Raw genomic sequence first — 20,868 nt, forward strand, 5'->3', positions numbered from 1 at the left:
TGAGTCGATGTGCAAATCAAAGATAGTTTAACGCTAAACTATCCCCTACAGCAAATCCTGACCCGATGCGAGAGTGAATTGCTGCGCAATTGGCCGGGTTGCCCTGAGTGCAAGACTAGAGGCGTCAGCGCCTTTGTCCATGGGGTTTCGCCCCACGCGTCCATTTGCGCGGCAGGCTGGGCAGGGGCCGGATCAGGGCCCGGTCAGCGCATCGTGATCAGTGGGGGAGGGGGTCAGCGCAGGACGAACTCGTCGCCGCGCACCATGCCAAGGACGTCGCGGGCCTGCTGGTCCAGCAGGTCGAGGTCGAGGTAGTCGTCGGAAAGGCGATGGGTCTTGTTCTGCATTTCGGCGATGCGAGCTTCGAGTCGCGCCAGTTCCGTTTCGAGGTCTTCATTCGCGGCCACCACCTCCGATCGCCGGAAAAGACCATACTCCCCCTGCACGGCGGCAAAGGTGAAGTACATCCCCAGCATCAGGATGGCACCGAAAGAAAGAAAGAACCCAAAACCCGGGCGCGACTCGTTGCTCATTGCTTGCCTCAATGGACCCGCCTCTGTCGGGCGGTGTAGGCGAATCATGCCATAGGTGATTCGCGATGTGAATCCCCTTTCGTCAAGAAAACGGGGATTTGAGCGAATTTTTTCCCGAAGGCAAAAGGGCGCCCGAAGGCGCCCCAGAATAATGTCTGAACAGGTCTTCTCGACCTCGGCCGGGGCGGTCAGCCCGCGACGGAGGCGTCGTAGATCCCGATGATGGAGGTCGCCAGGGTCTCGTCGAATTCCTCGTCCGACTGCTGCGCCGAAAGGCCTTCGGTCAGCGCGCGGGAGAAGGAGGCGATCATGCCGGTCTGGCGCGACAGCCGCTCATTGGCTTCCTCGCGGGAATAGCCGCCCGACAGGGCCACGACACGCATCACCGCGGGGTGATCCACCAGCGCCTTGTACTGGTTGTCGACCTCGGGAAGGGTCAGCTTCAGCATTACTTCGGTGCCGGCGGGCAGGGCATCCAGCGCCGCCAGGATCTCGTCCCGCAGGATGTTTTCCGCCTCGGCCTTGTCGGCGATGGAGATCGTCACTTCCGGTTCGATGATCGGGATCAGGCCATGCGACAGGATCTGCTTTCCCACCTCGAACTGCTGCGCCACGACCTTCTTGATGCCGACCGGATTGGCCGCATCGACGACGGAGCGCATCTTGGTGCCGAAGATACCCTTTGCCACGCCCTTTTCGCACAGCGCGTCCAGCTCCGGCATGGGCTTCATCATCTTCACGCCGTCTTCCGCGTCTGCCAGGCCCTTGTCGACCTTCAGCAGGGGCACGACCTTGCATTCCTTCCATAGGTATTCCGCGGTCGGCATGCCGTCGATCTCGCCGTCCATGGTGCGTTCGAACAGGATTGCCGCGATCACCTTCTCACCGTTGAAGGCGGGGGACTTGATGATGCGCGCGCGCATCTCGTGCATCAGCGCGAACATCTCGGCTTCGCTGGAATAGGCGTCTTCGTTGATCCCGTAGAGGCGCAGCGCCTTGGGGGTCGACCCGCCGCTCTGGTCCAGCGCGGCAATGAAGCCATCGCCGGAGCGCATCTGTTCCGCCATGGCGGGATCGGATTTGACCATCTCGGCCTGCATCGTGTCGGACATGTCAATCGCCTGAAATTCTTGGGTTTCACCAATCGGGACGCAGAGAGTGCGGCCCCGCTCACTTCCTCTCTAGGCGAGCCGTGTGACGCTGACAATTCAGGTTGCGCTAACGGCAGGCCGTGGGGGCAGGGCAGGCGGAGGATCGCGGAAAACATCAGCCACCCGCCGCCGGCCTCCTGCAGCCCCCCTGCGGGAACGCCACCCGGAGGCGGCGTTCCGCTGGGCCTGTCAGCCCTCCAGGGCCGCCACACCGGGCAGCGTCTTACCTTCCATCCATTCCAGGAAAGCGCCCCCGGCGGTGGAGATGTAGGTGAAGCTTTCGGCGGCACCCGATGCGTTCAGGGCCGCGACGGTGTCACCGCCACCGGCCACGGATTTCAGCGTGCCGGCCTTGGTCAGCTCGGCCGCCTTCAGGGCCGCGGCATTGGTGGCCATGTCGAAGGGCGGGATCTCGAAAGCGCCGAGGGGGCCGTTCCAGATCAGGGTCTTGGCGTTTTCGAAGGCGCCGCCGATCCGCTCCACCGCATCGGGGCCGGCATCCAGGATCATCGCGTCGCCGGGCACTTCGGTCGCCGGGACGGTCTCGCAATCGGCGCCGGCCTTGAACTCCCGCGCGACGACCACGTCGGAGGGCAGGATCACCTCGCAGCCGACATCCAGCGCCTTCAGCATGATCTGCTTCGCAGTCTCGGTCAGGTCATGCTCGCAAAGGGACTTGCCCACGTCGATGCCCTGCGCCGCAAGGAATGTGTTGGCCATACCGCCGCCGATCACCAGGCGATCGACCTTTTCGACCAGGTTGCCCAGCAGGTCCAGCTTGGTGGAAACCTTGGCCCCGCCGACCACGGCGACGACCGGGCGCACGGGCTTGCCAAGCGCGCTTTCCAGCGCCTCCAGCTCTGCCTGCATCAGGCGGCCGGCGCAGCTGGGCAGCTCCCGCGCGATGGCCTCGGTCGAGGCATGCGCACGGTGCGCGGCGCTGAAGGCGTCGTTGCAGTAGACATCGCCCAGGCTCGCCAGCTCCTTGGCGAAGGCCGGGTCGTTCTTCTCTTCTCCGGGATGGAAGCGGATGTTTTCCAGCAGCAGGACAGAGGCGCCGTCCTGTTCGCTGGTGTGGGCCTTGGCGGCCTCGATCGTCTCGATGAAGACGACCTTCTGGCCCAGGGCGGCTTCCAGCGCGGGCAGGGTGACGCGCAGCGACATTTCCGGCACGATCTTGCCCTTGGGGCGCCCGAAGTGGGCGATCAGCAGGGGCTGCCCGCCCTTGGCCAGGATGTCCTTCACCGTCGGAACGATTCGTTCGATCCGCGTCGCGTCGGTCACCTTGCCGTTTTCGACTGGCACGTTGATGTCCACGCGGGTCAGGACCCGCTTGCCGTCAAGTTCCATGTCATCAAGCGTTTTCCAGCCCATAGACCTCTCCCGAATGCGATTGGGGTTACTGTCGGGGCCAGTGATGGCGGCTTCCTGCGCCCCGGTCAACCGCGCCGGGTTGGCATTCGGGGCACATCTGCCTAATGCTGGCGCAAACAGTCTGAAGGAGAGGCGCATGGCCGAGATCAAGGACCCCGAGAACACCATCCTGATGGAACTGAAGGGTGGGACCGTCACCATCGAGCTGCTGCCCGACGTGGCACCGGCCCACAGCGAACGCATGAAGGAGCTGGCCCGCTCCGGCGCATACGACGGCGTGGTCTTCCACCGCGTGATCGAAGGCTTCATGGCGCAGACCGGCGACGTGAAGAACGGCAACAAGAACGGCGATTTCAACATCCGCATGGCGGGCACCGGCGGTTCCGACCTGCCGAACCTGCCGGCAGAATTCTCCAAGCTGCCCCACGATCGCGGCACCCTGGGCGCGGCCCGTTCGCAGAACCCGAACTCCGCCAACTCCCAGTTCTTCATCAACTTCAAGGACAACCACTTCCTGAACGGCCAGTACACCGTTTACGGTCGCGTCGTGGACGGCATGGAACACGTGGATGCCATCGTCCGGGGCGAGCCGCCTGCGGATCCCGACATGATGATCTCCGTCAAGGTCGCATCGGATGCGTAAGCTGCTGCTCTCCGCCGCGCTGATGGCGCTGGCGGGCCCGGCGCTGGCCACCGGTCTGGACATCCAGATTGCCGGTCAGGCCAATGGAACGGTCCATATCGACCTGTTCGATGATGTTGCGCCGCAGCACGTCGAACGGATCACCACCCTGGCCAGCGAAGGCGCTTATGATGGCGTCTACTTCCACCGGGTCATCCCGGGCTTCATGGCCCAGACGGGCGATGTGGAATTCGCGAAGAAGGACGGCGACATGCGCCGCGCGGGCATGGGCGGTTCCGACCTGCCCGACCTGCCGGCCGAATTCTCCGACATCCCCTATGAACGGGGCATCGTCGGCATGGCGCGCAGCCAGGATCCGAACTCCGCCAACTCCCAGTTCTTCATCATGTTCACCGAATACCCCTCGCTCAACGGCCAGTACACGGTCGTGGGCAAGGTCACCTCGGGCATGGACGTGGTGGATCAGATCAAGCTGGGCGAAGGCCGCAACGGCGCCGTCCTGGGTGAGCCTGACATGATGGAAAAGGTCACCGTGACCGAGTGATCGGGCAGGCAATCTTGTCCTGAGGGGGCCCCGGCTGGCAGCAGTCGGGGCCCTTTTCCGTTCGGGCGGCGGCGCAGCGGGGGCCTTACTCCGCCTTCATGCCCCGGCGCAGCATCTCGTCCACCTCGGCGCCGGAAATGGATTTCTTCAGCTTGGAGAAGCTCCCATCCTCCAGCAGCAGCGACATGGCATCGACGATCACCCGGTGCGTCGCCCGTGCCAGAGCCGAGCCGAGGGAAATGCGCGCCACGCCGATCCGGGCGAAATCCTCGGTGGTGTAGCTGGCCATCTGGCCGACAGCCAGCACGTTGACCGGCAGTTCGGTGCTCTCCACCAGCGCCTGCAGGTCCTCGAAACTGGGCGGGCCGGGCACGTAAAGGCAATCGGCGCCCGCCTCTTCATAGCCCCGGCACCGGGCGCGCGCCTCCGCCATGTCGTAGGTGCCGTTCAGCACCCCGTCGGCCCGGGCGGCCAGGACGAAATCGCGCGGCAGGGCGCGTGCGGCGGCAGCACCCGCGCGGATCCGTTCGACCGCCAGCTCCCGGTCGTAGGAGGTCGCGCCGCCCGGCGGATTGTCCTCGATCGTGATCCCCGAAAGCCCGGCCTCGCAGGCCAGTCGCACGGTTTCGGCCACGGTGTCGGGATCGTCGCCGAAACCGTTCTCGAAATCGCCGGAAACGGGCAGGGGGGTGGCGGCCACCATCGCCTCCGCATGGGCCAGCGCCTCGTCCCGGGTCACGTTGCCGTCGGGCCGGCCCAGGGTGAAGGCAAAGGCGGCAGAGGATGTCCCGATGGCCTTCGCCCCCGTGGCGGCCAGCATCCGGGCCGATCCCGCGTCCCAGGCATTGGCCAGGACAAAGGGCTCTCCCCTGCGGTGCAGGGCGCGAAAATCTTGGGCGGGAACGGGCATCTCGGTCTCCTTCAGCATCTGCGGCCGGGGCTGCAGGGCGGAGCGTCGGGCAGAAGGGCCGGGGGTGCAAGGTCTTTCCTCTTGTGTCGGTGCGCACCGACGGGTCAGGCTGAATGCATGAGCCAGACCGCCCCGCTTTCCACCTCCCGCCGGGATCCGCTGCCCGACCGCATCGCGGTCCTGGCCGATATCCACGGCAATTCCGACGCCCTGCGCGCCGTGCTGCGCGACCTGGACGGGCTTGAACCGCAGGCGATGCTGGTGCTGGGGGATCACTTCTCCGGGCCCCTCGATCCGGCCGGGACGGCGCGGCTCCTGATGGCGCGGCCCTGCCATGCGCTGCGTGGCAACCATGATCGCTACCTGCTTGAAATGACGCCGGAAACAATGGGTCCCTCGGACCGCGTGGCATATGACGAACTGCCCCGTGGGGCGCTCGACTGGCTGGCGCAGCTGCCCGAGGTGCTGGACTTCGGCGATGTCTGGGCCTGCCACGCGACGCCCTCGGACGACAACACCTACTGGACCCACACCGCCACGGCAGAAGGCACGGTCGCCCCGCGTCCCCTGGCGCAGATCGCGGCCGAGGCGCAGGGGCTGACCGCCTCGCTGATCCTGTGCGCGCATACCCACCTGCCGGGGCTCTGGCGCCTGCCCACCGGGCAGCTGCTGGTGAACCCCGGCTCCGTCGGCTGCCCCGCCTACGACGACATCGCGCCCGTCCCGCATGTGGTGGCGGCGGGTCACCCCATGGCGAGCTGGGCGCTCCTCACCCGCTGTGGCACTGGTTGGCACGTCAGTCACCGCCATGTGCCCTACGATCCGACCGGGATGGCCGCGCGTGCGAAGGCCCATGGCCGCGAGGACTGGATGCGTGCCGTGACCCTCGGGCATCTCTGACGGGCGCCGGGGAGGGGGGGCTTTGGCCCCCCGCTGCGCTCCCCCCAGAGTATTTGCGGCCCAGTGAGAGAGCGGGGCCTGCCCGGAAAGACGCGCCGCCCGCTCTTTCACTGGGCCCCAAATGCTCCCGCCGGAGGCATCGCCCGGAACGGGCGAAGCACGGCGATTGGGCCGGGCGCGCCACAAGGGGCTTGGCAGCCGCCACCGCAGCGTCTAAGACAGGCGCCATGAAGCATTGCATCGCCCTCATTATTGGCTGCTGCATTACCTGCTGAGTTCTCTCTCGCGGGCCGCTTCCACGTTTCCTCCTCCGGAATGACCTGATAAGCCGCCCGCGGGCGAATTGCGTCAAATGACCTGCGAGGAGCAAGACATGGTCGAGATCAAGCTGCACAACGCGAAAACGCGCCGCAAGGAGCTGTTCGTTCCCATCGACGCGACGAATGTGCGGATGTATGTCTGTGGACCCACGGTCTACGACCGGGCGCACCTGGGCAATGCGCGGCCCGTGGTGGTCTTCGACACGCTCTTCCGGCTGCTGCGCCACGTCTACGGTGCGGAGCAGGTCACCTATGCCCGCAACTTCACCGACGTCGACGACAAGATCAACGCCAAGGCAGAGGCAACGGGCCGCAAGATCCGCGACATCACCGATGAAACCATCGCCTGGTATCACGCCGACATGGACGCCCTCGGCGCCCTGCGCCCGACCCACGAACCCCGCGCGACCGAATATATCGGCTACATGATCGCCATGATCGAGGGGCTGATCGCCCATGGTCATGCCTATGAGGCGGAGGGCCACGTGCTCTTCTCCGTCGACAGCTACAAGGACTATGGCAAGCTTTCTGGCCGCTCCGTCGATGACATGATCGCCGGCGCCCGGGTGGAGGTCGCGCCCTACAAGCGCGACCCGATGGATTTCGTGCTGTGGAAACCCTCGTCCGAGGGCCAGCCCGGCTGGAACAGCCCCTGGGGCCGGGGGCGTCCCGGCTGGCACATCGAATGCTCCGCCATGAGCTACGAACTGCTGGGCGAAAGCTTCGATATCCACGGTGGCGGCATCGACCTGCAGTTCCCGCACCATGAAAACGAGGTCGCGCAGAGCTGCTGCGCCCACCCGCATGGCGAATTCGCCCGCTACTGGCTGCACAACGAGATGCTGCAGGTGGAGGGCAAGAAGATGTCCAAGTCCCTGGGCAACTTCTTCACCGTGCGCGATCTGCTGGACCAGGGCGTCCCGGGCGAGGTGATCCGCATGGTCTTCATGGGCACCCACTACGGAAAGCCGATGGACTGGACCGAGAAGAAGCGCGCCGAGGCGGAGGCGACGCTGCGCAAGTGGCACGCCATGGTCGAGGGCGTCGAACCGGGCACCCCGTCCGAGGCGGTGGTTGCGGCGCTGGCCGATGACCTGAACACCGCAGGCGCGGTGGCCGAACTGCACAAGCTGGCCGGGGAGGGGGATGCGCCCGCACTGCTCGCCTCCGCGCATCTGCTGGGCCTGCTGGAACCGGGCATGGGCGACTGGGCGGCGGCGCCCGATGTCGACCTGACGGCCTTTGCTGACAAGCTGGCAGCGGTGCGTGAAGCCGCGATGGCGTCCAAGGACTTCTCCCAGGTCGACACGCTGAAACAGGCGCTGTTGGCGGCTGGGGTCGAGGTGCGCATGTCGAAGGCAGGGGTGGAACTTCTGCCCGGCACGGACTTCGATGCGGCCAAGCTGGAAGGCCTGCTGTGATGTCCTTCTTCCCAACAGAGGGACGCGCCCGGCCGCGGGGGGGCGCAATCGCGCCCGCCCGGGGGGGCGGCCGGGCGCGGCCCGGCCCGCTGCGCGCCCCGGTCGGGTCCCCAGATCCTGACCTCACCACCCAAAGACACACGGGCGCCGCCCGCCATGAGGCCGGAGGAGGGCTCTGATGGAACGTCTCTATCTCTACGACACCACGCTGCGCGACGGGCAGCAGACCCAGGGCGTCCAGTTTTCCACGCCCGAGAAGATCCGCATCGCGGAGATGCTCGATGACCTGGGCCTCGACTACATCGAAGGCGGCTGGCCCGGTGCCAACCCGACCGACAGCGCCTTCTTCGATGCCGCCCCCACGACCTGCGCCACCATGACCGCCTTCGGCATGACCAAGCGCGCGGGCGTCTCGGCGGAAAACGACGACGTGCTGGCCGCCGTGATGAACGCCCGCACCCCCGCCGTCTGCCTTGTGGGCAAGACCCACGACTTCCACGTCACCACCGCGCTCGGCATCACGCTGGAAGAGAACCTGGACAACATTTCCCGCTCCGTCGCCCATATGGTGGCCGAGGGGCGGGAGGCGCTTTTCGATGCCGAACATTTCTTCGACGGCTGGAAGGCCAACCGCGAATATGCGCTGGAATGCGTCCATGCCGCGCTGAAGGCCGGCGCCCGCTGGGTCGTGCTCTGCGACACCAACGGCGGCACCCTGCCGGTGGAGATCGGGGAAATCGTGCGCGACGTCATCGCCGCCGGCGCACCGGGCGATCACCTGGGCATCCACACCCATAACGACACCGCCAATGCCGTGGCCGGCAGCCTTGCGGCCGTCGACGCGGGCGTGCGCCAGATCCAGGGCACGCTCAATGGCCTGGGCGAACGCTGCGGCAACGCCAACCTCGTGACGCTGATCCCGACGCTGCTGCTGAAGGAACCCTATGCCTCGACCTACCAGACCGGGATCAAGCCCGGGGCGCTGGTGAACCTCACGCCCATCTCGCGGCAGCTGGACGACATCCTGAACCGCGTGCCGGTAAAACAGGCGCCCTTCGTCGGCGCCTCCGCCTTTGCCCACAAGGCGGGGCTGCATGCCTCGGCCATCCTGAAAGACCCCTCCACCTACGAACACGTGGACCCGGCGGTGGTCGGCAACGAACGCATCATCCCCATGTCCAACCAGGCGGGGCAGTCGAACCTGCGCCGGCGGCTGGAGGAAACCGGGATCTCCGTCCCCAGGGGCGATCCGGCGCTGGCCACGATCCTGACCCAGGTGAAGGAGCGCGAAGACCACGGCTATACCTACGACAGCGCCCAGGCCAGTTTCGAACTGCTGGCGCGCCGCGCGCTCGGCCAGATGCCGGACTTCTTCGACATAGAACGCTACCGGGTGATCATCGAGCGCCGGAAGAACGCCCGAGGGCAGGTGGTCACCGTGTCCGAAGCGGTCGTGGTCACCCGGGTGGATGGCGAAAAGATCCTCTCGGTCTCCGAAAGCCTGGACGAGGCGGGCAATGACCAGGGCCCGGTCAACGCCCTGTCCAAGGCGCTGGCAAAGGATCTGGGCAAGTACCAGAGCCAGATCGACGACATGCGCCTGGTGGACTTCAAGGTGCGCATCACCCAGGGCGGGACAGAGGCCGTGACCCGCGTCATCATCGACAGTGAAGATGGCGAGGGGCGGCGTTGGTCCACCGTGGGCGTTTCGGCCAACATAGTCGACGCCAGTTTCGAAGCGCTGGTCGACGCCGTGCGCTGGAAGCTGCTGCAGGGGCAGGTCGCGGCGCAGGCGGCCGAGCAAAGCGGTGATCACGCCTCGGACCCCGGCCCCGATCAGACCGGCGGCCAGGCACTGGCCGGGGAATAGGGGGGCGGGCGCGGGACCATGTGGCAGATCCTCCAGACGGCGCTTTCCATCCTGGTCCCGGCCGCCGCGATCACCGCGGCGCTGCCCTTTGTCCTGATTGCCAGCCAGCGTCCCCGAAGGCTGCACCCCTGGGGGGCCTTCGATACCGCCCATCTCCTTGCCGGGGACAAGCCGCCGCTGCCGCTGACCTGTCTGCCTCTCGACGGTGGTGCGCAGATCCCGCTGCGCCACCTGCGCGGTCCCTCCGAAGGCGCGCCCCTGGTCGTCATGCTGCACGGATCGGGCTGGCACGGGGGGCAGTTCGACGGTCTCGCACGGGCCCTGTCGGCCCATGCCGAAGTCGTCGTGCCCGACATCCGGGGCCATGGCCACTGGCCCGCGCCGCATGGACAGCTCGGGCCGGACGACAGCCTGGTCTGGGACCTGATCGAGGTGATCTCCCGCTACGCCGGTCATGGCAATCGCCGGATCGTCGTGCTGGGCCACAGCTCGGGCGCGGGGCTTGCGTTGCGCTTCCTGCGATCGGGCTCGGGCGACTGGGCCGTGGGGGCGGTGCTTCTGGCCCCCTACATCCACCACGCGGCGCCGACCACGCGGCGGAACTCCGGCGGGTGGGCGCGGCCCCTGATGCGCCGCATGATCGGGCTTTCGATGCTCAACCGGGCGGGCATTCACGGGCTGGATCACCTGACGGCGTTGCAGTTCGCCTTCCCGCAGCGCGTGCTGGATGGCCCGCAGGGGGAGCTCGCCACGCCCGAATGGTCCTGGCGCATGGTCAACCGGTTTGCCGCCAACGACGACTTCGGCAACGATCTCGCCCTGCTGCCCGACACCCTGCTGATCGTGGGGGACAGGGACGAAGCGGTGGTGCCCGAAGCCTTCCAGCCCTTGCTTGACGCTCAGGACAATCACACCGGCGGCCGCCGCGCCTGTCACATCCTCCCGGGCCTTGGCCACCTCGACCTGGTCGATGCGCCCGAAACCGCCCGCCTTATCGGAGAATTCCTTGACCAGCTCCCAGATCCCGAACACGACACCGACATCGCATGAGACCGGCTGGACCGACGATCTGACCGCCTGCGCCGGCCTGGTCGAACGCGGCGACGCGGCGCGTTTTCGCGCGACCATGGCCGCCCCTCTGCCCGCGCGCCTGTCGCTTTTCCCGCTCTACGCCTTCAACATAGAGGTCTCCCGCGCGCCCTGGGTCACCCAGGAACCGATGATCGCCGAAATGCGCCTGCAATGGTGGCGCGACGCGCTGGAGGAGATCGGCAAGGGCGAGGGGATCCGACGGCATGAGGTCGTCACCCCTCTGTCCCATGCGTTGACCCCGGAGGGGGCGCAGGCGCTGGACACGCTGGTGGAGGCCCGCCGCTGGGACGTCTGGAAGGAACCCTTCGAGGATGAGGCACATTTCCGGCGCTACCTCGATGCGACCTCTGCGGGCCTGTTGCGGGCGGGGGCCGGGATGCTGGGCGGCACCCTGCCCGAAGAGGTCGCGGCAGATGCCGGGTTCGCGCTTGGGCTGGCGGCCTGGTTCCGGGCGATCCCGGCGCTTGAAGGGGCAGGGCGCATGCCGCTGCCCGACGGGCGCGACAGCGCGGTCGCGGCATTGGCAGCCGAAGGGCTGGACAGGCTGGCACGGGCCCGCAAGTCGCGCCGTGGCGTCTCCCGCAGCGTCGTGCCACTCCTCTTTGCCGCGCCGGAGGCGGCGATGGTGCTGAAACTTGCCCGCGCCGAACCGGGCCGCGTCAAGGACGGCGCGCTGGATCCGGCCCCCCTGGCTCAGCGCCTGGGCCTGCTGCGCGCCAGCTTCGGGCGCTGGTAGGGGGAGCGCGGCCAGAGGCGGGATAGCTCCCGCCCTACGGGGCCTCCCGTCCCATGGCCTGCGGCGTGCACCGTCGCGTAGGGCGGGAGCCATCCCGCCTTCTCCCGCTCCTAAACCGACCCCGAACCGCCCCGGCCCGGGGATCACCCCTGCGTCGTCTCCGCAATCACCCATGCCTCGTAATCGGCATTGGCCTGCACTTCGCTTCGCAGGATCGCGGGCAGGTCGTAGGGATGCCACTTGCGCAACGCCGCCTCCACCGCGTCGCCCAGCTCGACCCGGGTCTTCATCCGCAGGGAAAATTCCTGCTCGACCTGGACCTCCCCGTCCCAGCGGAAAAGGCTCACCACCGGGCTCGTCCGGTTGGCGCAGGCGATCAGCCGGGCCTCCAGCAGATGCGCCGCGATGCGGTCCGCCACGCCCCGCGCGGGGCAAAGGATCTCGATCTCCAGGATCATGCGGTGCCCTTCCGTGGCAGCTGTCGGCAGGCCCTAGGCCGCCTCTTCCTCGTCCTTCGGCCGCATCACCAGCCAGATCAGCGCACCCCCCGCCAGCGCCAGAAGCGGCGCCATGGCCAGGTTCACGGCGCTCCATCCGGCCTGCGCCGAACTGCCGGAACAGTTCATCAGCCCGCCCGAGGCGAGCGAGGCGCAGGTCACGCCGCCGAAGACAATCAGGTCGTTCAGGCCCTGCATCCGGCCGCGCTCTTCCTTCGTGTGGCTCTGGGCCAGCATGGCGGTCGCCCCGATAAAGCCGAAGTTCCAGCCGATGCCCAGCAGGATCAGCGCGCCGAAGAAATGTTCCAGCTCGACCCCGCTCAGGGCCACGGCGCCGGCGCCCGCCAGGATCGCCAGACCTGCGCCCACGACCTTTTCCACCCCGAATTTCGCGATGACATGGCCGGTGAAGAAGCTGGGGATGTACATCGCCAGCACGTGCGCGCTGACCACATCCGCTGCGTTGCTCTTGTCAAAGCCGCAGCCCACCACCGCCAGCGGGGTGGAGGTCATGACGAGGTTCATCAGCGCATAGCTGACCATGGCGCAGATCACCGCCACCAGGATGCGCGGCGTGGTGATCAGCTCCCACCGGCTGCGCCCGCGGGCCGGGGCTGCGGCCCCGTGGCTGCGCGGCGCCGGGCGCGGCAGATCGAGGAAGGCAAACAGGACCGGCCCCAGCAGGTTCAGCCCCATCACCAGCAGGTAGGTCCCCATGAAGGGCACCACCAGCGCGTCATTGGTCAGCTTGCCCAGCTGCGGCCCGATCAGCGCGGCCAGAAGCCCGCCGGCCATGACATAGGAAATCGCCTTGGGCTGGAACTCGGGGGAGGCGGTGTCCGTCGCGGCAAAGCGGAAGAACCCCTGGGTCGACATGTAGGTCCCGGTGCAGAGCGATCCCAGCAGGAAGATCGCGAAGCTCTGCATGTAAAGGCCATAGGCCGCGACCATCGCCCCGATCGCCCCCATCAGCGTGCCAAGGGTGAACCCGGCTCGCCGCCCGTAGCGCTGCATCACCGCCGAAACCGGCGTGGCCGACAGCATGGAGCCGAGCACGATCATGGAAATCGGCAGGGTCGCAAGGCAGGGGTTCGGCGCCAGCTGCTGGCCGGCCAGTCCGCCGATGGTGAAGATCATCGGCATCTGGGAGCCGAGGATCGCCTGGGCGAAGACAAGCACCACCACGTTGCGGCGGGCACTGTGATTTGCGTCGGGGGTGGCAGTTGTTTCCGTCATGTCGAAAGCCGTAGCCGCAGTGAACAGCGGCGGCAAGCTTTCTCGAAGCGCAACGGCAGGCCCGGGTTGCGCCTTCGTGCGGATAACCATGCGTCAAGGTCTGTATTGGGCGAGCCAGTCAGTTGTGCGAGTCAGGTGGGCCAGTCAGTTGGCCTGGCCAGGCGGCAGACCCGCGCCGGGCCGGATCAGCCGCCGATCTCTTCCCGGTTCCGGCCCAGCGGGTCGATGTCGCGCGGCGCCGCCCCGGCGGCCAGTGCCTGCCAGTCCAGCGCCTGCCGCATCAGCACGGATCGCCCGATGCACAGGATCGCCGGGGGCTGCAGGTCAGAGGCATCGATATCGTCCGCCAGGGATCCCAGCGTGGTTTCCAGCACCTGTTGCCCGGGCGTGGTCGCGTTGCAGACCACGGCGGCGGGCTCATCCGCCGGGCGCCCGGCCGCCATCAGTTCGTTCGCGATGTGGCGGGCATGTTTCATGCCCATGTAGATCACCAGGACCTGCGCCCCCTCGGCCACCGCGCGCCAGTTGATCGACCCGGGCGCCTGGCCGGTGTGGTCATGGCCCGTCAGGAAGGTGACCGACTGGTTCACGTCGCGGTGGGTAACGGGGATGCCCGCGTAGGCCAGCCCGCCGATGCCCGCGCTGATCCCGGGGATGATGCGGAAGTGCACCCCGTGCTGCAGCAGGGTCTGTGCCTCTTCACCGCCCCGGCCGAAGACGAAGGGATCGCCCCCCTTCAGCCGCAGCACCCGCTTGCCCGCCCGGGCAAGCTCGACAAGGCGCAGGGAAATATCGGCCTGCTTTGCCGAAGGCTTGCCGCCGCGCTTGCCGGCATAGACCTTCTCGGCCTGCGGGGCCCAGTCCAGGATCTCCGGGGCGACAAGGGCGTCGTAGACGACGACGTCCGCCTGCCGCAGCGCATTCAGCGCATGCAGGGTCAGCAACCCCGGATCACCGGGGCCCGCGCCGCAAAGCCAGACCCATCCGGGCTGCATCTCGGGCCATTGGGAAGAGGGAAGGGGCATGTCGTTCATCTGCCCAATATGCCCTCTCGCGCGGGATTTCGGTAGATCCCGCGCCGATCCGGCCCCCAGATAAGAACGCTGTCTATGCCCGCGTCACCTCTGGCGAACGCCATCCCGTGTCCTGCGCGGGCCGCACAGGCCCATTCCACGCATCGCCTCGGGCGGCCACCACTGTTCCGCCCCCTTCCTCCCCGATGCCGCCCCCGCCCCGCAGGGCATCGTGGGGCAGGCCGTCGGCGGACAGGGCATCTTCGGGCAGAGCGTCGTCGGGCAGAGCTCCGGCCCCCAACCATTTTTTGGCCAAAAATATCCTGGGGGGAGCCTCCGCAGGAGGCGGGGGGCAAAGCCCCTCAAACCGCCCGCTCACCACGCGCCCCGCCCAGATCCCGCCGCCCAGATCCCGCGACTCAGATCCCGCCACGCGGGCGCCGCATCGCGCGTGCGCCGATCCAGCGATCCAGCGCCCCGCTCAGCCGCAGGACCGTCGGGCTCAGGGCAAAGGCCACGGCCCCCGCCGCAGGCCAGGTGCTGGACCAGGCATGCATCCAGCGATCCAGGAACCCTGGGGTCAGCCCGGTGTTCAGCCAGGTCACCCAGCAGGTCAGCAGAAACGACAGGCAGCCCGACAGCATGACGGAGAAGATGATCCGCTGACGCATCGCTCAGGCCTCCTCTGCCACGGGGGACAGCTCGGCATAGCTCTCCACGCCCAGGACACGGGTGATCCCGGCGTCGATGACCCGCCGTGTGTGGGGATAGGTGAAATGGGCGTCCAGCGCCGCGCGGTCGGTCCAGACCTCCCACAGGACGAACTGCCCGGGGGTCTTCTCGCTCTGCAGGATGCGGAAGCTCAGGCAGCCGGGCTCCTGCGCGGTTGCCTGTTCCAGCGCTGCCAGCTCTCGCAGGACCCGGGGCAGGGACTGGCCTTCGGTGATCTCGATTTTCGCGGTGATGATATGGGTCATGGGGCCTCTCTCGTCGCCCCGGCGCCATGCCGGGGGTCCAGGTGACCCTATTGCTTTCGAAAATGCCCGAATATACTGCAATTCTGAAACTCAAATTCCAAAATCGGAATCATGCTCGACGACCTCCGCCTCTTCATCCACATCGTCCAGGCGGGCGGCCTGTCTGCGGCGGCGCGCCAGATGGGCCTGCCGCCGGCCACCGTCACGCGGCGCCTGCAGAAGCTGGAACAGCAGCTCGGCGCCCAGCTCGTCCACCGCTCCGCCCGGGCCTTCGCCCTGACGACCGAGGGCGAAAGCTACTATCGCGGGCTTGGCGCCACCGTGGGACAGCTCGAAGATATCCTGCAGGGCCTCTCCCGCGATCTGACCGAAATGCGCGGCGCGCTCACCCTCGCGCTGCCCACCAACATCACGCTCGGCGCCCTGCGCCACCTCTGGGCGGAGTTCCACCAGCTCCACCCCGACCTGCACCTCACGTTCCGCCTCTCCAACGCCCTGGCCGATCTGGCCACGACCCAGGCCGACCTGGCGCTGCGCGTAGGCCCCATGCCCGACAGCGCCTATCGCCAGAAACGCGTCGGCACCTCCCGCACCACGCTGCTGGCCAGCCCGGCCTACCTCGCGGCCCGGGGCGCGCCCCGCAGCCCCGAAGACCTTGCAGGGCACAGCATCATCGGCGTCTCCGCCCTGCCGCGCTGGCAGCTTGGCAACAGCGCGACCGGCCTGGCCCGCCCGATGGAACTGCGCGCGAGCCTTGCCACCGATGACCTGGCCCTGGCGGCACAGCTGGCGCGGGACGGGGCGGGCATCGTGCTGCTGCCTGTCTCCGAAAGCCATGAGGACGTGGCGGCAGGCCGCCTGCACCCGGTGCTGCCCGGCTGGCACGGCCAGGATCGGTGGCATGCCCTGGCTCCAGGGGCAGATCCCCTGGGAAAGGTCCTGACACGCGGAGGGCTCATGGCTGCGATCCTCGATGACACCGAAACCCTGGCGCAGGGCGTCCGCTGGCTGGCCGGGGCGGATCCCGGGCTTGCGCGCATCGCCGCCCGCTTACCCCTTCCACCGCTGCGCCGCCGCGCCCCGGGCTTTGCCACGCTGCTCCACGCCATCGCGGGGCAGCAGGTCTCCACCGCCTCCGCCGCCGCGATCTGGGCCCGGCTGGACGCGGCGGGACTGACCTCCGAAGCGCCGGTGCGCGCGGCGGGCGAAGAGGGCCTGCGCGCCTGCGGCCTGTCCCGGCCCAAGATCCGCTATGCCCTCGCGCTCGCCGAGGCCGGGATCGACTTCGCCGCCCTGGCCGCCCTCGACGACGACGCCCTCGTCACCCGCCTCGTGGCGCTCCCCGGCATCGGCCGCTGGACGGCGGAGATCTACGGCACCACCGCCCTTGGCCGCGCCGATCTGATCCCCGCGGGCGATCTGGCCTTGCAGGAGGCCACGCGCCTCCTCTACGGATTGTCCGAGCGGCCGTCCGAGGCCGCGCTCCGGGCCCGTGCCGCCGACTGGTCCCCCTGGCGGGGCGTCGCGGCGCGCCTGCTCTGGAGCTTCTATGCCGCTGAAAAGGGACGGGAAGGGATCACAACATGACACGGGTACTCAACGCCGGACGGGTCGAGCCGCTTTCGGGGGAAACGCGCTCCGCCGTGGTCTTCCTGCATGGCTACGGCGCCAACGGGGCCGACCTGCTGGGCCTGGCCGAACCGCTGGCCGAACATCTGCCCGACACGCTCTTCGTGGCGCCCGATGCGCCCGAAACCCTGCCCGGCGCCCCGATGGGCTTCCAGTGGTTCCCCATCCCCTGGATCGACGGCTCCTCCGAGGAAGAGGCCGAGCGTGGTCTGCTCGCCTCCGCCGCAGATCTCGACGCCTTCCTCGATGCGCTCATGGTCGATGAGGATCTGCTGCCCGAACAGGTCTGCCTCTTCGGCTTTTCGCAGGGCACGATGATGTCGCTGCAGGTGGCCCCCCGGCGCGAGGATCCGGTCGCGGGGATCGTGGCCTTCTCCGGTCGCCTGATGCGCCCCGAACTGCTGGCGGATGAGGTCCGCTCGCGGATGCCGATCCTGCTGCTGCACGGAGACGAGGACCCGGTGGTGCCGCCACAGTCGCTGCCTCTCGCGGCCGAGGCCCTGCAGGAAGCCGGCTTCACCGAGGTCTTCGCCCATATCATGGAAGGCACCGCCCACGGCATCGCGCCCGACGGCCTGTCGGTCGCGCTGGCCTTCATGCGCGACAAATGCGGTTTCTGAAGCCGCGCACCCCGGGCAGGGGGCGCAGCCTCCTGCCGTAGGGTGGATGCCAATCCACCATCCCCAAATCCCCCCAACTCTCGCCCTGCCGAGGCCGCCTCAGGCCTCCGGGAACCACAGCCGCGGTTCCGCGAATTCCAGCGAATTGCCCGCCGGATCGCGGAAGTAGATCGACCGGGCGCCCCCGGGCCAGTGGAAATCGGCCTCCACCGCGATCTCTGCCGCTTCCAGGTGATCCTTCCAGGCGGTGATCTCCGCCGCGCTGGCGGCCATGCACAGATGGCCTTCGCCGGTGGCGCCATGGGGTGGCACTGGCAGGCTGGGATTGCTGCCGCCTGCCATGGTGCTGACGGGATGGAACAGCAGCAGCACGGTTTCCCCCAGGCGAAAGAAGACATGCCGCCCCTCGACCCGCGCGATCTCCTCCAGTCCCAGGACCACCGCGTAGAAGGTCGCGGTTTCCTCCAGGTTCCGGGCGTATAGCGCGGTTTCCAGCACGGCCCTCGGGGCTAGTTCGGGGGTAGGGACCAGATCCATCATGCCCTGAAAGATAGCACGGAAGCGCCCTGCGGACAGCCGCGCCGCCGCCAATCCGGCGCAGGCAGGCCGGCTTTGGCCCATGCCCGGCCCCCGCGCGGCGCAGGTTCCCGCCGCCCGGGCCCCTGTCACGGGCTGTTGATAAGCCCTGCGTTTGTCATTTCAGCGTTACGCTTCGGCAGTAGGGCTTTCCCATGTCCTGACATATCATGGGGCTTGTCAGGGTCCCGACGCGATATATAGTCAAGATATGGCTGGGGCGGGGTTCCCCGCTCTGGTGCTGAAGACGGCAGGCAGGGCGGGAGCGCAGTTGCAGATGGACGGAGATTTCAGAACTGAATTCGTGAGGGAGCCTGCGGCTCTCAAGCAGCACCCGGCACTGGTGCTCAACGCGGATTACCGGCCCCTATCCTATTACCCGCTGTCGCTCTGGCCTTGGCAGGAAGCCGTGAAGGCCGCCTGGCTCAACCGGGTCGACATCGTGGCCGAATATGACACCTGGGTCAGGAGTCCCAGTACCGAGATACGGATCCCCTCGGTTGTCGTCCTCAAAGATTATGTCAAACCTCAAAAGCGCGTGGCCTTCACGCGCTTTAATCTTTTTCTGCGGGATGAATTCTGCTGCCAGTACTGTGGGGCGAAGGGTGACCTGACCTTCGATCACGTTGTGCCGCGCGCTTCGGGGGGCATCACCTCCTGGGAAAACGTCGTCGCCGCCTGTGCGCCCTGCAACCTGAAGAAGGGGTCGAAGTCGCTGCGCCGCGCCGGGCTGACCCTGCGCAAGACGCCGCGCCCGCCCTCGGCCGAAGAGCTGCGCAACATGGGGCGGAGGTTCCCGCCCAACCACCTGCACGACAGCTGGCTCGATTACCTCTACTGGGATGCCGAGCTGGAGGCCTGACCGCGCTGTCGGGGGTTTGAATGCAAACGGGCCGGCGTGCATGCGCCGGCCCGTTTCGCTTTCGTGGCTGCGCCTCGTCAGGCCTCCGCCCAGGCCCGACGGTAGAGCGCCGCCACCTGCGCCTCGTCCGCGGCGCGCAGGTTGTTGGCCGGCGTGCCCGAGGCGATGGCCTGCCGCGCCATTTCCGGGATCGCGGCGCCGAAGGTCTGGGCATCAATGCCACGCCCGGCCAGCGTCGGCACCTCCAGCCGCCGGTTCAGGCTCTTCAGCCTCTCCACCAGCGCGGCGGTGCTGTCCAGCTGCATGGCCCGGGCGGCGCGCCCGTAGGCCTCCGGCGCGGCCTCGGCGGACCATTCCGTCACCAGCGGCATCAGCATGGCATTGGACATGCCGTGCGGCACGTGGAAGGCCGCCCCGATGGGCCGGCTCATGCCGTGGATCAGCGCGGTGGAGGTATGCGACACCGCCATCCCCGCAAGGCAGGCGCCCAGCAGCATGTCCTCGCGCGCGGCGCGATTGCCCGGCTCCTGCGCGGCGGCTTCCAGGCTGCGCCCGATCAGCATCATCGCCTGCGCCGCCAGCCCGTCGGAATAGGGCGTGGCATTGTGGTTCACCAGCGCTTCAAGCGCATGGGACAGCGCATCCAGCCCGCTGTCCACCGTGACCCGGTAAGGGCAGCTCAGCGTCAGCTCCACGTCCAGCAGCGCCACCGCCGGCTGCAGCGCCGATCCCAGCAGCAACAGCTTTTCGTGGGTCTGCGCATCGGTGATTACCGCCGCCCGCGTCACCTCCGATCCGGTGCCCGCGGTGGTCGGGATGCACAGGATCGGCAGGCTCGGCACATCGACGATGCGCGGCACCGAAAGGTCGCGCAGGCTGCCGTCGTTCCGTGTCAGCAGCGCCACCACCTTGGCCACGTCCATCGCGCTGCCACCGCCTATGGCGATGACGCAATCCGCCTCGATCTCCCGCGCCAGGGCGACGGCGGCCTGGGCCTCCGTCACGGTGGGGTCGGGCGACAGGGCGGAAAAGGTCGTGCGCTCCATCCCCTGGGCGGCAATCCCGGCAAGGGCCGGCTCGGCCAGGCCGATCTGCAGCACGGTGGGATCCACCACCACAAGGGGACGGCGGGCGCCAAGGGCGCGGGTGATGGCACCGGCTTCGGCGCTGATGCCGGGGGCCATGCGCACATCGCCTGTTGTCAGGATACGCATCATGTCAGTGCGCCAGGATCTTGGACAGGAAATCGACGGCCCGCTGGCTCTTCGGTGCAGCGAAGAAGGCGTCGGTGGGCGAATCCTCCACCACCTCTCCGTTGTCCATGAACACCACCCGGTCCGCGACCTTGCGGGCAAAGCCCATCTCGTGGGTCACGACCATCATGGTCATGCCTTCCCTGGCCAGTTCCACCATGACGTCCAGCACCTCGTTGATCATCTCCGGATCCAGCGCCGAGGTCGGCTCGTCGAACAGCAGGGCCACGGGATCCAGCGCCAGGGCGCGCGCGATGGCGATCCGCTGCTGCTGCCCGCCCGACAGCTGGATGGGATATTTATGCGCATGGGCGGACATGCCGACCCGCTCCAGCAGGGCGGCCGCCTTCTGCTCGGCCTCCTTCTGGCTGCGGCCCAGCACCCGGGTCTGCCCGATGCAGATGTTTTCCGTCACCGTCATGTGCGGGAACAGGTCGAAATGCTGGAACACCATGCCCACGTGGGACCGCAGCTTGGGCAGGTCGGTCTTCGCATCGGTCACATCGACATCACGCACGGTGATCTTGCCGCCCTGCACGGGCTCCAGCCCGTTGACGCATTTGATCAGGGTCGACTTGCCCGATCCGGAGGGGCCGCAGATCACCACGACCTCCCCGGGGGAAACGGTCATCGAACAGTGCTTCAGCACCTGGAAGTTGGCGCCGTACCACTTGTCGACGTCCTCAAGTACGATCATCGGTTTCATGGTCA

At 67.7% G+C, this 20,868-nt stretch carries 22 protein-coding genes and 1 pseudogene; 11 read left to right on the forward strand and 12 right to left on the reverse strand.

From position 1 onward, the window contains the following. Positions 1-233 precede the first annotated feature (233 nt). The 3 genes from AC2IR1_RS10130 to AC2IR1_RS10140 all read right to left on the reverse strand — a co-directional run bounded on the left by AC2IR1_RS10130 (position 234) and on the right by AC2IR1_RS10140 (position 3,058). On the reverse strand, positions 234-533 hold the full coding sequence (locus tag AC2IR1_RS10130) for an FtsB family cell division protein (protein WP_486476157.1): 300 nt from the start codon (positions 531-533) through the stop codon (positions 234-236). A gap of 188 nt (positions 534-721) precedes the next feature. Next, a complete protein-coding gene (locus tag AC2IR1_RS10135; RefSeq protein ID WP_486476158.1) occupies positions 722-1,645 on the reverse strand; it encodes a fructose bisphosphate aldolase in 924 nt (307 codons plus the stop codon). Positions 1,646-1,873: 228 nt separating this feature from the next. Further along, positions 1,874-3,058: a phosphoglycerate kinase gene (locus AC2IR1_RS10140; protein ID WP_486476159.1), complete on the reverse strand. Its 1,185-nt coding sequence runs from the start codon at positions 3,056-3,058 to the stop codon at positions 1,874-1,876. Between the two features lie 136 nt (positions 3,059-3,194). Between AC2IR1_RS10140 and AC2IR1_RS10145 the strand changes: the two genes are divergently transcribed. Both AC2IR1_RS10145 and AC2IR1_RS10150 read left to right on the forward strand, forming a co-directional pair. Continuing rightward, entirely contained in the window at positions 3,195-3,701 is a 507-nt protein-coding gene (locus AC2IR1_RS10145) for a peptidylprolyl isomerase (protein ID WP_486476160.1), read from the forward strand. Beyond that, a complete protein-coding gene (locus AC2IR1_RS10150; protein ID WP_486476161.1) occupies positions 3,694-4,245 on the forward strand; it encodes a peptidylprolyl isomerase in 552 nt (183 codons plus the stop codon). Before AC2IR1_RS10145 ends, AC2IR1_RS10150 begins: the two co-directional genes overlap by 8 nt. Before the next feature lie 85 nt (positions 4,246-4,330). Here the strand turns inward: AC2IR1_RS10150 and AC2IR1_RS10155 are convergent, their stop codons facing one another. Continuing rightward, complete coding sequence (locus AC2IR1_RS10155; protein WP_486476162.1) at positions 4,331-5,155, reverse strand: isocitrate lyase/PEP mutase family protein; 825 nt, start codon at positions 5,153-5,155, stop codon at positions 4,331-4,333. A gap of 117 nt (positions 5,156-5,272) precedes the next feature. Between AC2IR1_RS10155 and AC2IR1_RS10160 the strand changes: the two genes are divergently transcribed. From AC2IR1_RS10160 to AC2IR1_RS10180, 5 genes are all read left to right on the forward strand, one after another. Continuing rightward, the gene (locus AC2IR1_RS10160; protein WP_486476163.1) at positions 5,273-6,055 is read left to right on the forward strand and encodes a metallophosphoesterase family protein; all 783 of its coding nucleotides are present in this window, start codon (positions 5,273-5,275) and stop codon (positions 6,053-6,055) included. Positions 6,056-6,428: 373 nt separating this feature from the next. Next, positions 6,429-7,796 carry a cysteine--tRNA ligase gene (gene cysS, locus AC2IR1_RS10165; protein WP_486476164.1) on the forward strand — a complete coding sequence of 456 codons (1,368 nt, stop codon included), beginning with the start codon at positions 6,429-6,431 and terminating at the stop codon, positions 7,794-7,796. Positions 7,797-7,974: 178 nt separating this feature from the next. Next, complete coding sequence (gene cimA, locus AC2IR1_RS10170; RefSeq protein ID WP_486476165.1) at positions 7,975-9,666, forward strand: citramalate synthase; 1,692 nt, start codon at positions 7,975-7,977, stop codon at positions 9,664-9,666. 18 nt (positions 9,667-9,684) lie between these two features. After that, a complete protein-coding gene (locus AC2IR1_RS10175) occupies positions 9,685-10,716 on the forward strand; it encodes an alpha/beta fold hydrolase (protein WP_486476166.1) in 1,032 nt (343 codons plus the stop codon). After that, positions 10,673-11,494: a squalene/phytoene synthase family protein gene (locus AC2IR1_RS10180; protein ID WP_486476167.1), complete on the forward strand. Its 822-nt coding sequence runs from the start codon at positions 10,673-10,675 to the stop codon at positions 11,492-11,494. Before AC2IR1_RS10175 ends, AC2IR1_RS10180 begins: the two co-directional genes overlap by 44 nt. Positions 11,495-11,637: 143 nt before the next feature. On the opposite strand, the gene cutA is transcribed toward AC2IR1_RS10180, so the two are convergent. The 5 genes from cutA to AC2IR1_RS10205 form a co-directional block, all read right to left on the reverse strand. Then, the gene (gene cutA, locus AC2IR1_RS10185; RefSeq protein WP_486476168.1) at positions 11,638-11,952 is read right to left on the reverse strand and encodes a divalent-cation tolerance protein CutA; all 315 of its coding nucleotides are present in this window, start codon (positions 11,950-11,952) and stop codon (positions 11,638-11,640) included. Positions 11,953-11,985: 33 nt separating this feature from the next. Further along, positions 11,986-13,227, reverse strand: coding sequence for an MFS transporter (locus AC2IR1_RS10190; protein ID WP_486476169.1), 1,242 nt, complete (start codon positions 13,225-13,227; stop codon positions 11,986-11,988). Positions 13,228-13,412: 185 nt separating this feature from the next. Beyond that, positions 13,413-14,261 (reverse strand): uroporphyrinogen-III C-methyltransferase, encoded by an 849-nt coding sequence (gene cobA / locus AC2IR1_RS10195; protein ID WP_486476170.1) that lies wholly within the window; start codon positions 14,259-14,261, stop codon positions 13,413-13,415. Positions 14,262-14,659: 398 nt separating this feature from the next. Next, positions 14,660-14,911 carry a DUF2798 domain-containing protein gene (locus AC2IR1_RS10200; RefSeq protein ID WP_486476171.1) on the reverse strand — a complete coding sequence of 84 codons (252 nt, stop codon included), beginning with the start codon at positions 14,909-14,911 and terminating at the stop codon, positions 14,660-14,662. 3 nt (positions 14,912-14,914) lie between these two features. Beyond that, the gene (locus AC2IR1_RS10205; protein WP_486476172.1) at positions 14,915-15,217 is read right to left on the reverse strand and encodes a putative quinol monooxygenase; all 303 of its coding nucleotides are present in this window, start codon (positions 15,215-15,217) and stop codon (positions 14,915-14,917) included. A 111-nt stretch (positions 15,218-15,328) separates the two neighbouring features. On the opposite strand from AC2IR1_RS10205, the pseudogene AC2IR1_RS10210 reads away from it, so the two are divergent. The 3 genes and pseudogenes from AC2IR1_RS10210 to AC2IR1_RS10220 form a co-directional block, all read left to right on the forward strand. Continuing rightward, positions 15,329-16,132: pseudogene (locus tag AC2IR1_RS10210) on the forward strand (LysR family transcriptional regulator); the annotation flags it as partial. 42 nt (positions 16,133-16,174) lie between these two features. Further along, the gene (locus AC2IR1_RS10215) at positions 16,175-16,804 is read left to right on the forward strand and encodes a DNA-3-methyladenine glycosylase family protein (protein WP_486476398.1); all 630 of its coding nucleotides are present in this window, start codon (positions 16,175-16,177) and stop codon (positions 16,802-16,804) included. Next, the gene (locus tag AC2IR1_RS10220; protein ID WP_486476173.1) at positions 16,801-17,466 is read left to right on the forward strand and encodes an alpha/beta hydrolase; all 666 of its coding nucleotides are present in this window, start codon (positions 16,801-16,803) and stop codon (positions 17,464-17,466) included. Before AC2IR1_RS10215 ends, AC2IR1_RS10220 begins: the two co-directional genes overlap by 4 nt. A gap of 99 nt (positions 17,467-17,565) precedes the next feature. On the opposite strand, the gene AC2IR1_RS10225 is transcribed toward AC2IR1_RS10220, so the two are convergent. Further along, positions 17,566-18,003 (reverse strand): VOC family protein, encoded by a 438-nt coding sequence (locus AC2IR1_RS10225; RefSeq protein WP_486476174.1) that lies wholly within the window; start codon positions 18,001-18,003, stop codon positions 17,566-17,568. A gap of 316 nt (positions 18,004-18,319) precedes the next feature. On the opposite strand from AC2IR1_RS10225, the gene AC2IR1_RS10230 reads away from it, so the two are divergent. Continuing rightward, positions 18,320-18,904 (forward strand): HNH endonuclease, encoded by a 585-nt coding sequence (locus AC2IR1_RS10230; protein WP_486476175.1) that lies wholly within the window; start codon positions 18,320-18,322, stop codon positions 18,902-18,904. A 77-nt stretch (positions 18,905-18,981) separates the two neighbouring features. Here the strand turns inward: AC2IR1_RS10230 and AC2IR1_RS10235 are convergent, their stop codons facing one another. Beyond that, on the reverse strand, positions 18,982-20,121 hold the full coding sequence (locus AC2IR1_RS10235) for an iron-containing alcohol dehydrogenase (RefSeq protein ID WP_486476176.1): 1,140 nt from the start codon (positions 20,119-20,121) through the stop codon (positions 18,982-18,984). 1 nt (position 20,122) lies between these two features. After that, positions 20,123-20,854: an amino acid ABC transporter ATP-binding protein gene (locus AC2IR1_RS10240; protein ID WP_486476399.1), complete on the reverse strand. Its 732-nt coding sequence runs from the start codon at positions 20,852-20,854 to the stop codon at positions 20,123-20,125. Between the last annotated feature and the right edge of the window lie 14 nt (positions 20,855-20,868).

It is taken from the genome of Pseudooceanicola sp. NS-SX8 (assembly GCF_057380755.1).

Excerpts from the sequence above, each read along its gene's own strand:
- AC2IR1_RS10130 (WP_486476157.1), bottom strand. The coding sequence starts at position 533 with ATGAGCAACGAGTCGCGCCCGGGTTTTGGGTTCTTTCTTTCTTTCGGT.
- AC2IR1_RS10135 (WP_486476158.1), bottom strand. The coding sequence starts at position 1,645 with ATGTCCGACACGATGCAGGCCGAGATGGTCAAATCCGATCCCGCCATG.
- AC2IR1_RS10140 (WP_486476159.1), bottom strand. The coding sequence starts at position 3,058 with ATGGGCTGGAAAACGCTTGATGACATGGAACTTGACGGCAAGCGGGTC.
- AC2IR1_RS10145 (WP_486476160.1), top strand. The coding sequence starts at position 3,195 with ATGGCCGAGATCAAGGACCCCGAGAACACCATCCTGATGGAACTGAAG.
- AC2IR1_RS10150 (WP_486476161.1), top strand. The coding sequence starts at position 3,694 with ATGCGTAAGCTGCTGCTCTCCGCCGCGCTGATGGCGCTGGCGGGCCCG.
- AC2IR1_RS10155 (WP_486476162.1), bottom strand. The coding sequence starts at position 5,155 with ATGCCCGTTCCCGCCCAAGATTTTCGCGCCCTGCACCGCAGGGGAGAG.
- AC2IR1_RS10160 (WP_486476163.1), top strand. The coding sequence starts at position 5,273 with ATGAGCCAGACCGCCCCGCTTTCCACCTCCCGCCGGGATCCGCTGCCC.
- cysS (WP_486476164.1), top strand. The coding sequence starts at position 6,429 with ATGGTCGAGATCAAGCTGCACAACGCGAAAACGCGCCGCAAGGAGCTG.
- cimA (WP_486476165.1), top strand. The coding sequence starts at position 7,975 with ATGGAACGTCTCTATCTCTACGACACCACGCTGCGCGACGGGCAGCAG.
- AC2IR1_RS10175 (WP_486476166.1), top strand. The coding sequence starts at position 9,685 with ATGTGGCAGATCCTCCAGACGGCGCTTTCCATCCTGGTCCCGGCCGCC.
- cutA (WP_486476168.1), bottom strand. The coding sequence starts at position 11,952 with ATGATCCTGGAGATCGAGATCCTTTGCCCCGCGCGGGGCGTGGCGGAC.
- AC2IR1_RS10190 (WP_486476169.1), bottom strand. The coding sequence starts at position 13,227 with ATGACGGAAACAACTGCCACCCCCGACGCAAATCACAGTGCCCGCCGC.
- cobA (WP_486476170.1), bottom strand. The coding sequence starts at position 14,261 with ATGAACGACATGCCCCTTCCCTCTTCCCAATGGCCCGAGATGCAGCCC.
- AC2IR1_RS10200 (WP_486476171.1), bottom strand. The coding sequence starts at position 14,911 with ATGCGTCAGCGGATCATCTTCTCCGTCATGCTGTCGGGCTGCCTGTCG.
- AC2IR1_RS10205 (WP_486476172.1), bottom strand. The coding sequence starts at position 15,217 with ATGACCCATATCATCACCGCGAAAATCGAGATCACCGAAGGCCAGTCC.
- AC2IR1_RS10215 (WP_486476398.1), top strand. The coding sequence starts at position 16,175 with ATGGCTGCGATCCTCGATGACACCGAAACCCTGGCGCAGGGCGTCCGC.
- AC2IR1_RS10220 (WP_486476173.1), top strand. The coding sequence starts at position 16,801 with ATGACACGGGTACTCAACGCCGGACGGGTCGAGCCGCTTTCGGGGGAA.
- AC2IR1_RS10225 (WP_486476174.1), bottom strand. The coding sequence starts at position 18,003 with ATGGATCTGGTCCCTACCCCCGAACTAGCCCCGAGGGCCGTGCTGGAA.
- AC2IR1_RS10230 (WP_486476175.1), top strand. The coding sequence starts at position 18,320 with ATGGACGGAGATTTCAGAACTGAATTCGTGAGGGAGCCTGCGGCTCTC.
- AC2IR1_RS10235 (WP_486476176.1), bottom strand. The coding sequence starts at position 20,121 with ATGATGCGTATCCTGACAACAGGCGATGTGCGCATGGCCCCCGGCATC.
- AC2IR1_RS10240 (WP_486476399.1), bottom strand. The coding sequence starts at position 20,854 with ATGATCGTACTTGAGGACGTCGACAAGTGGTACGGCGCCAACTTCCAG.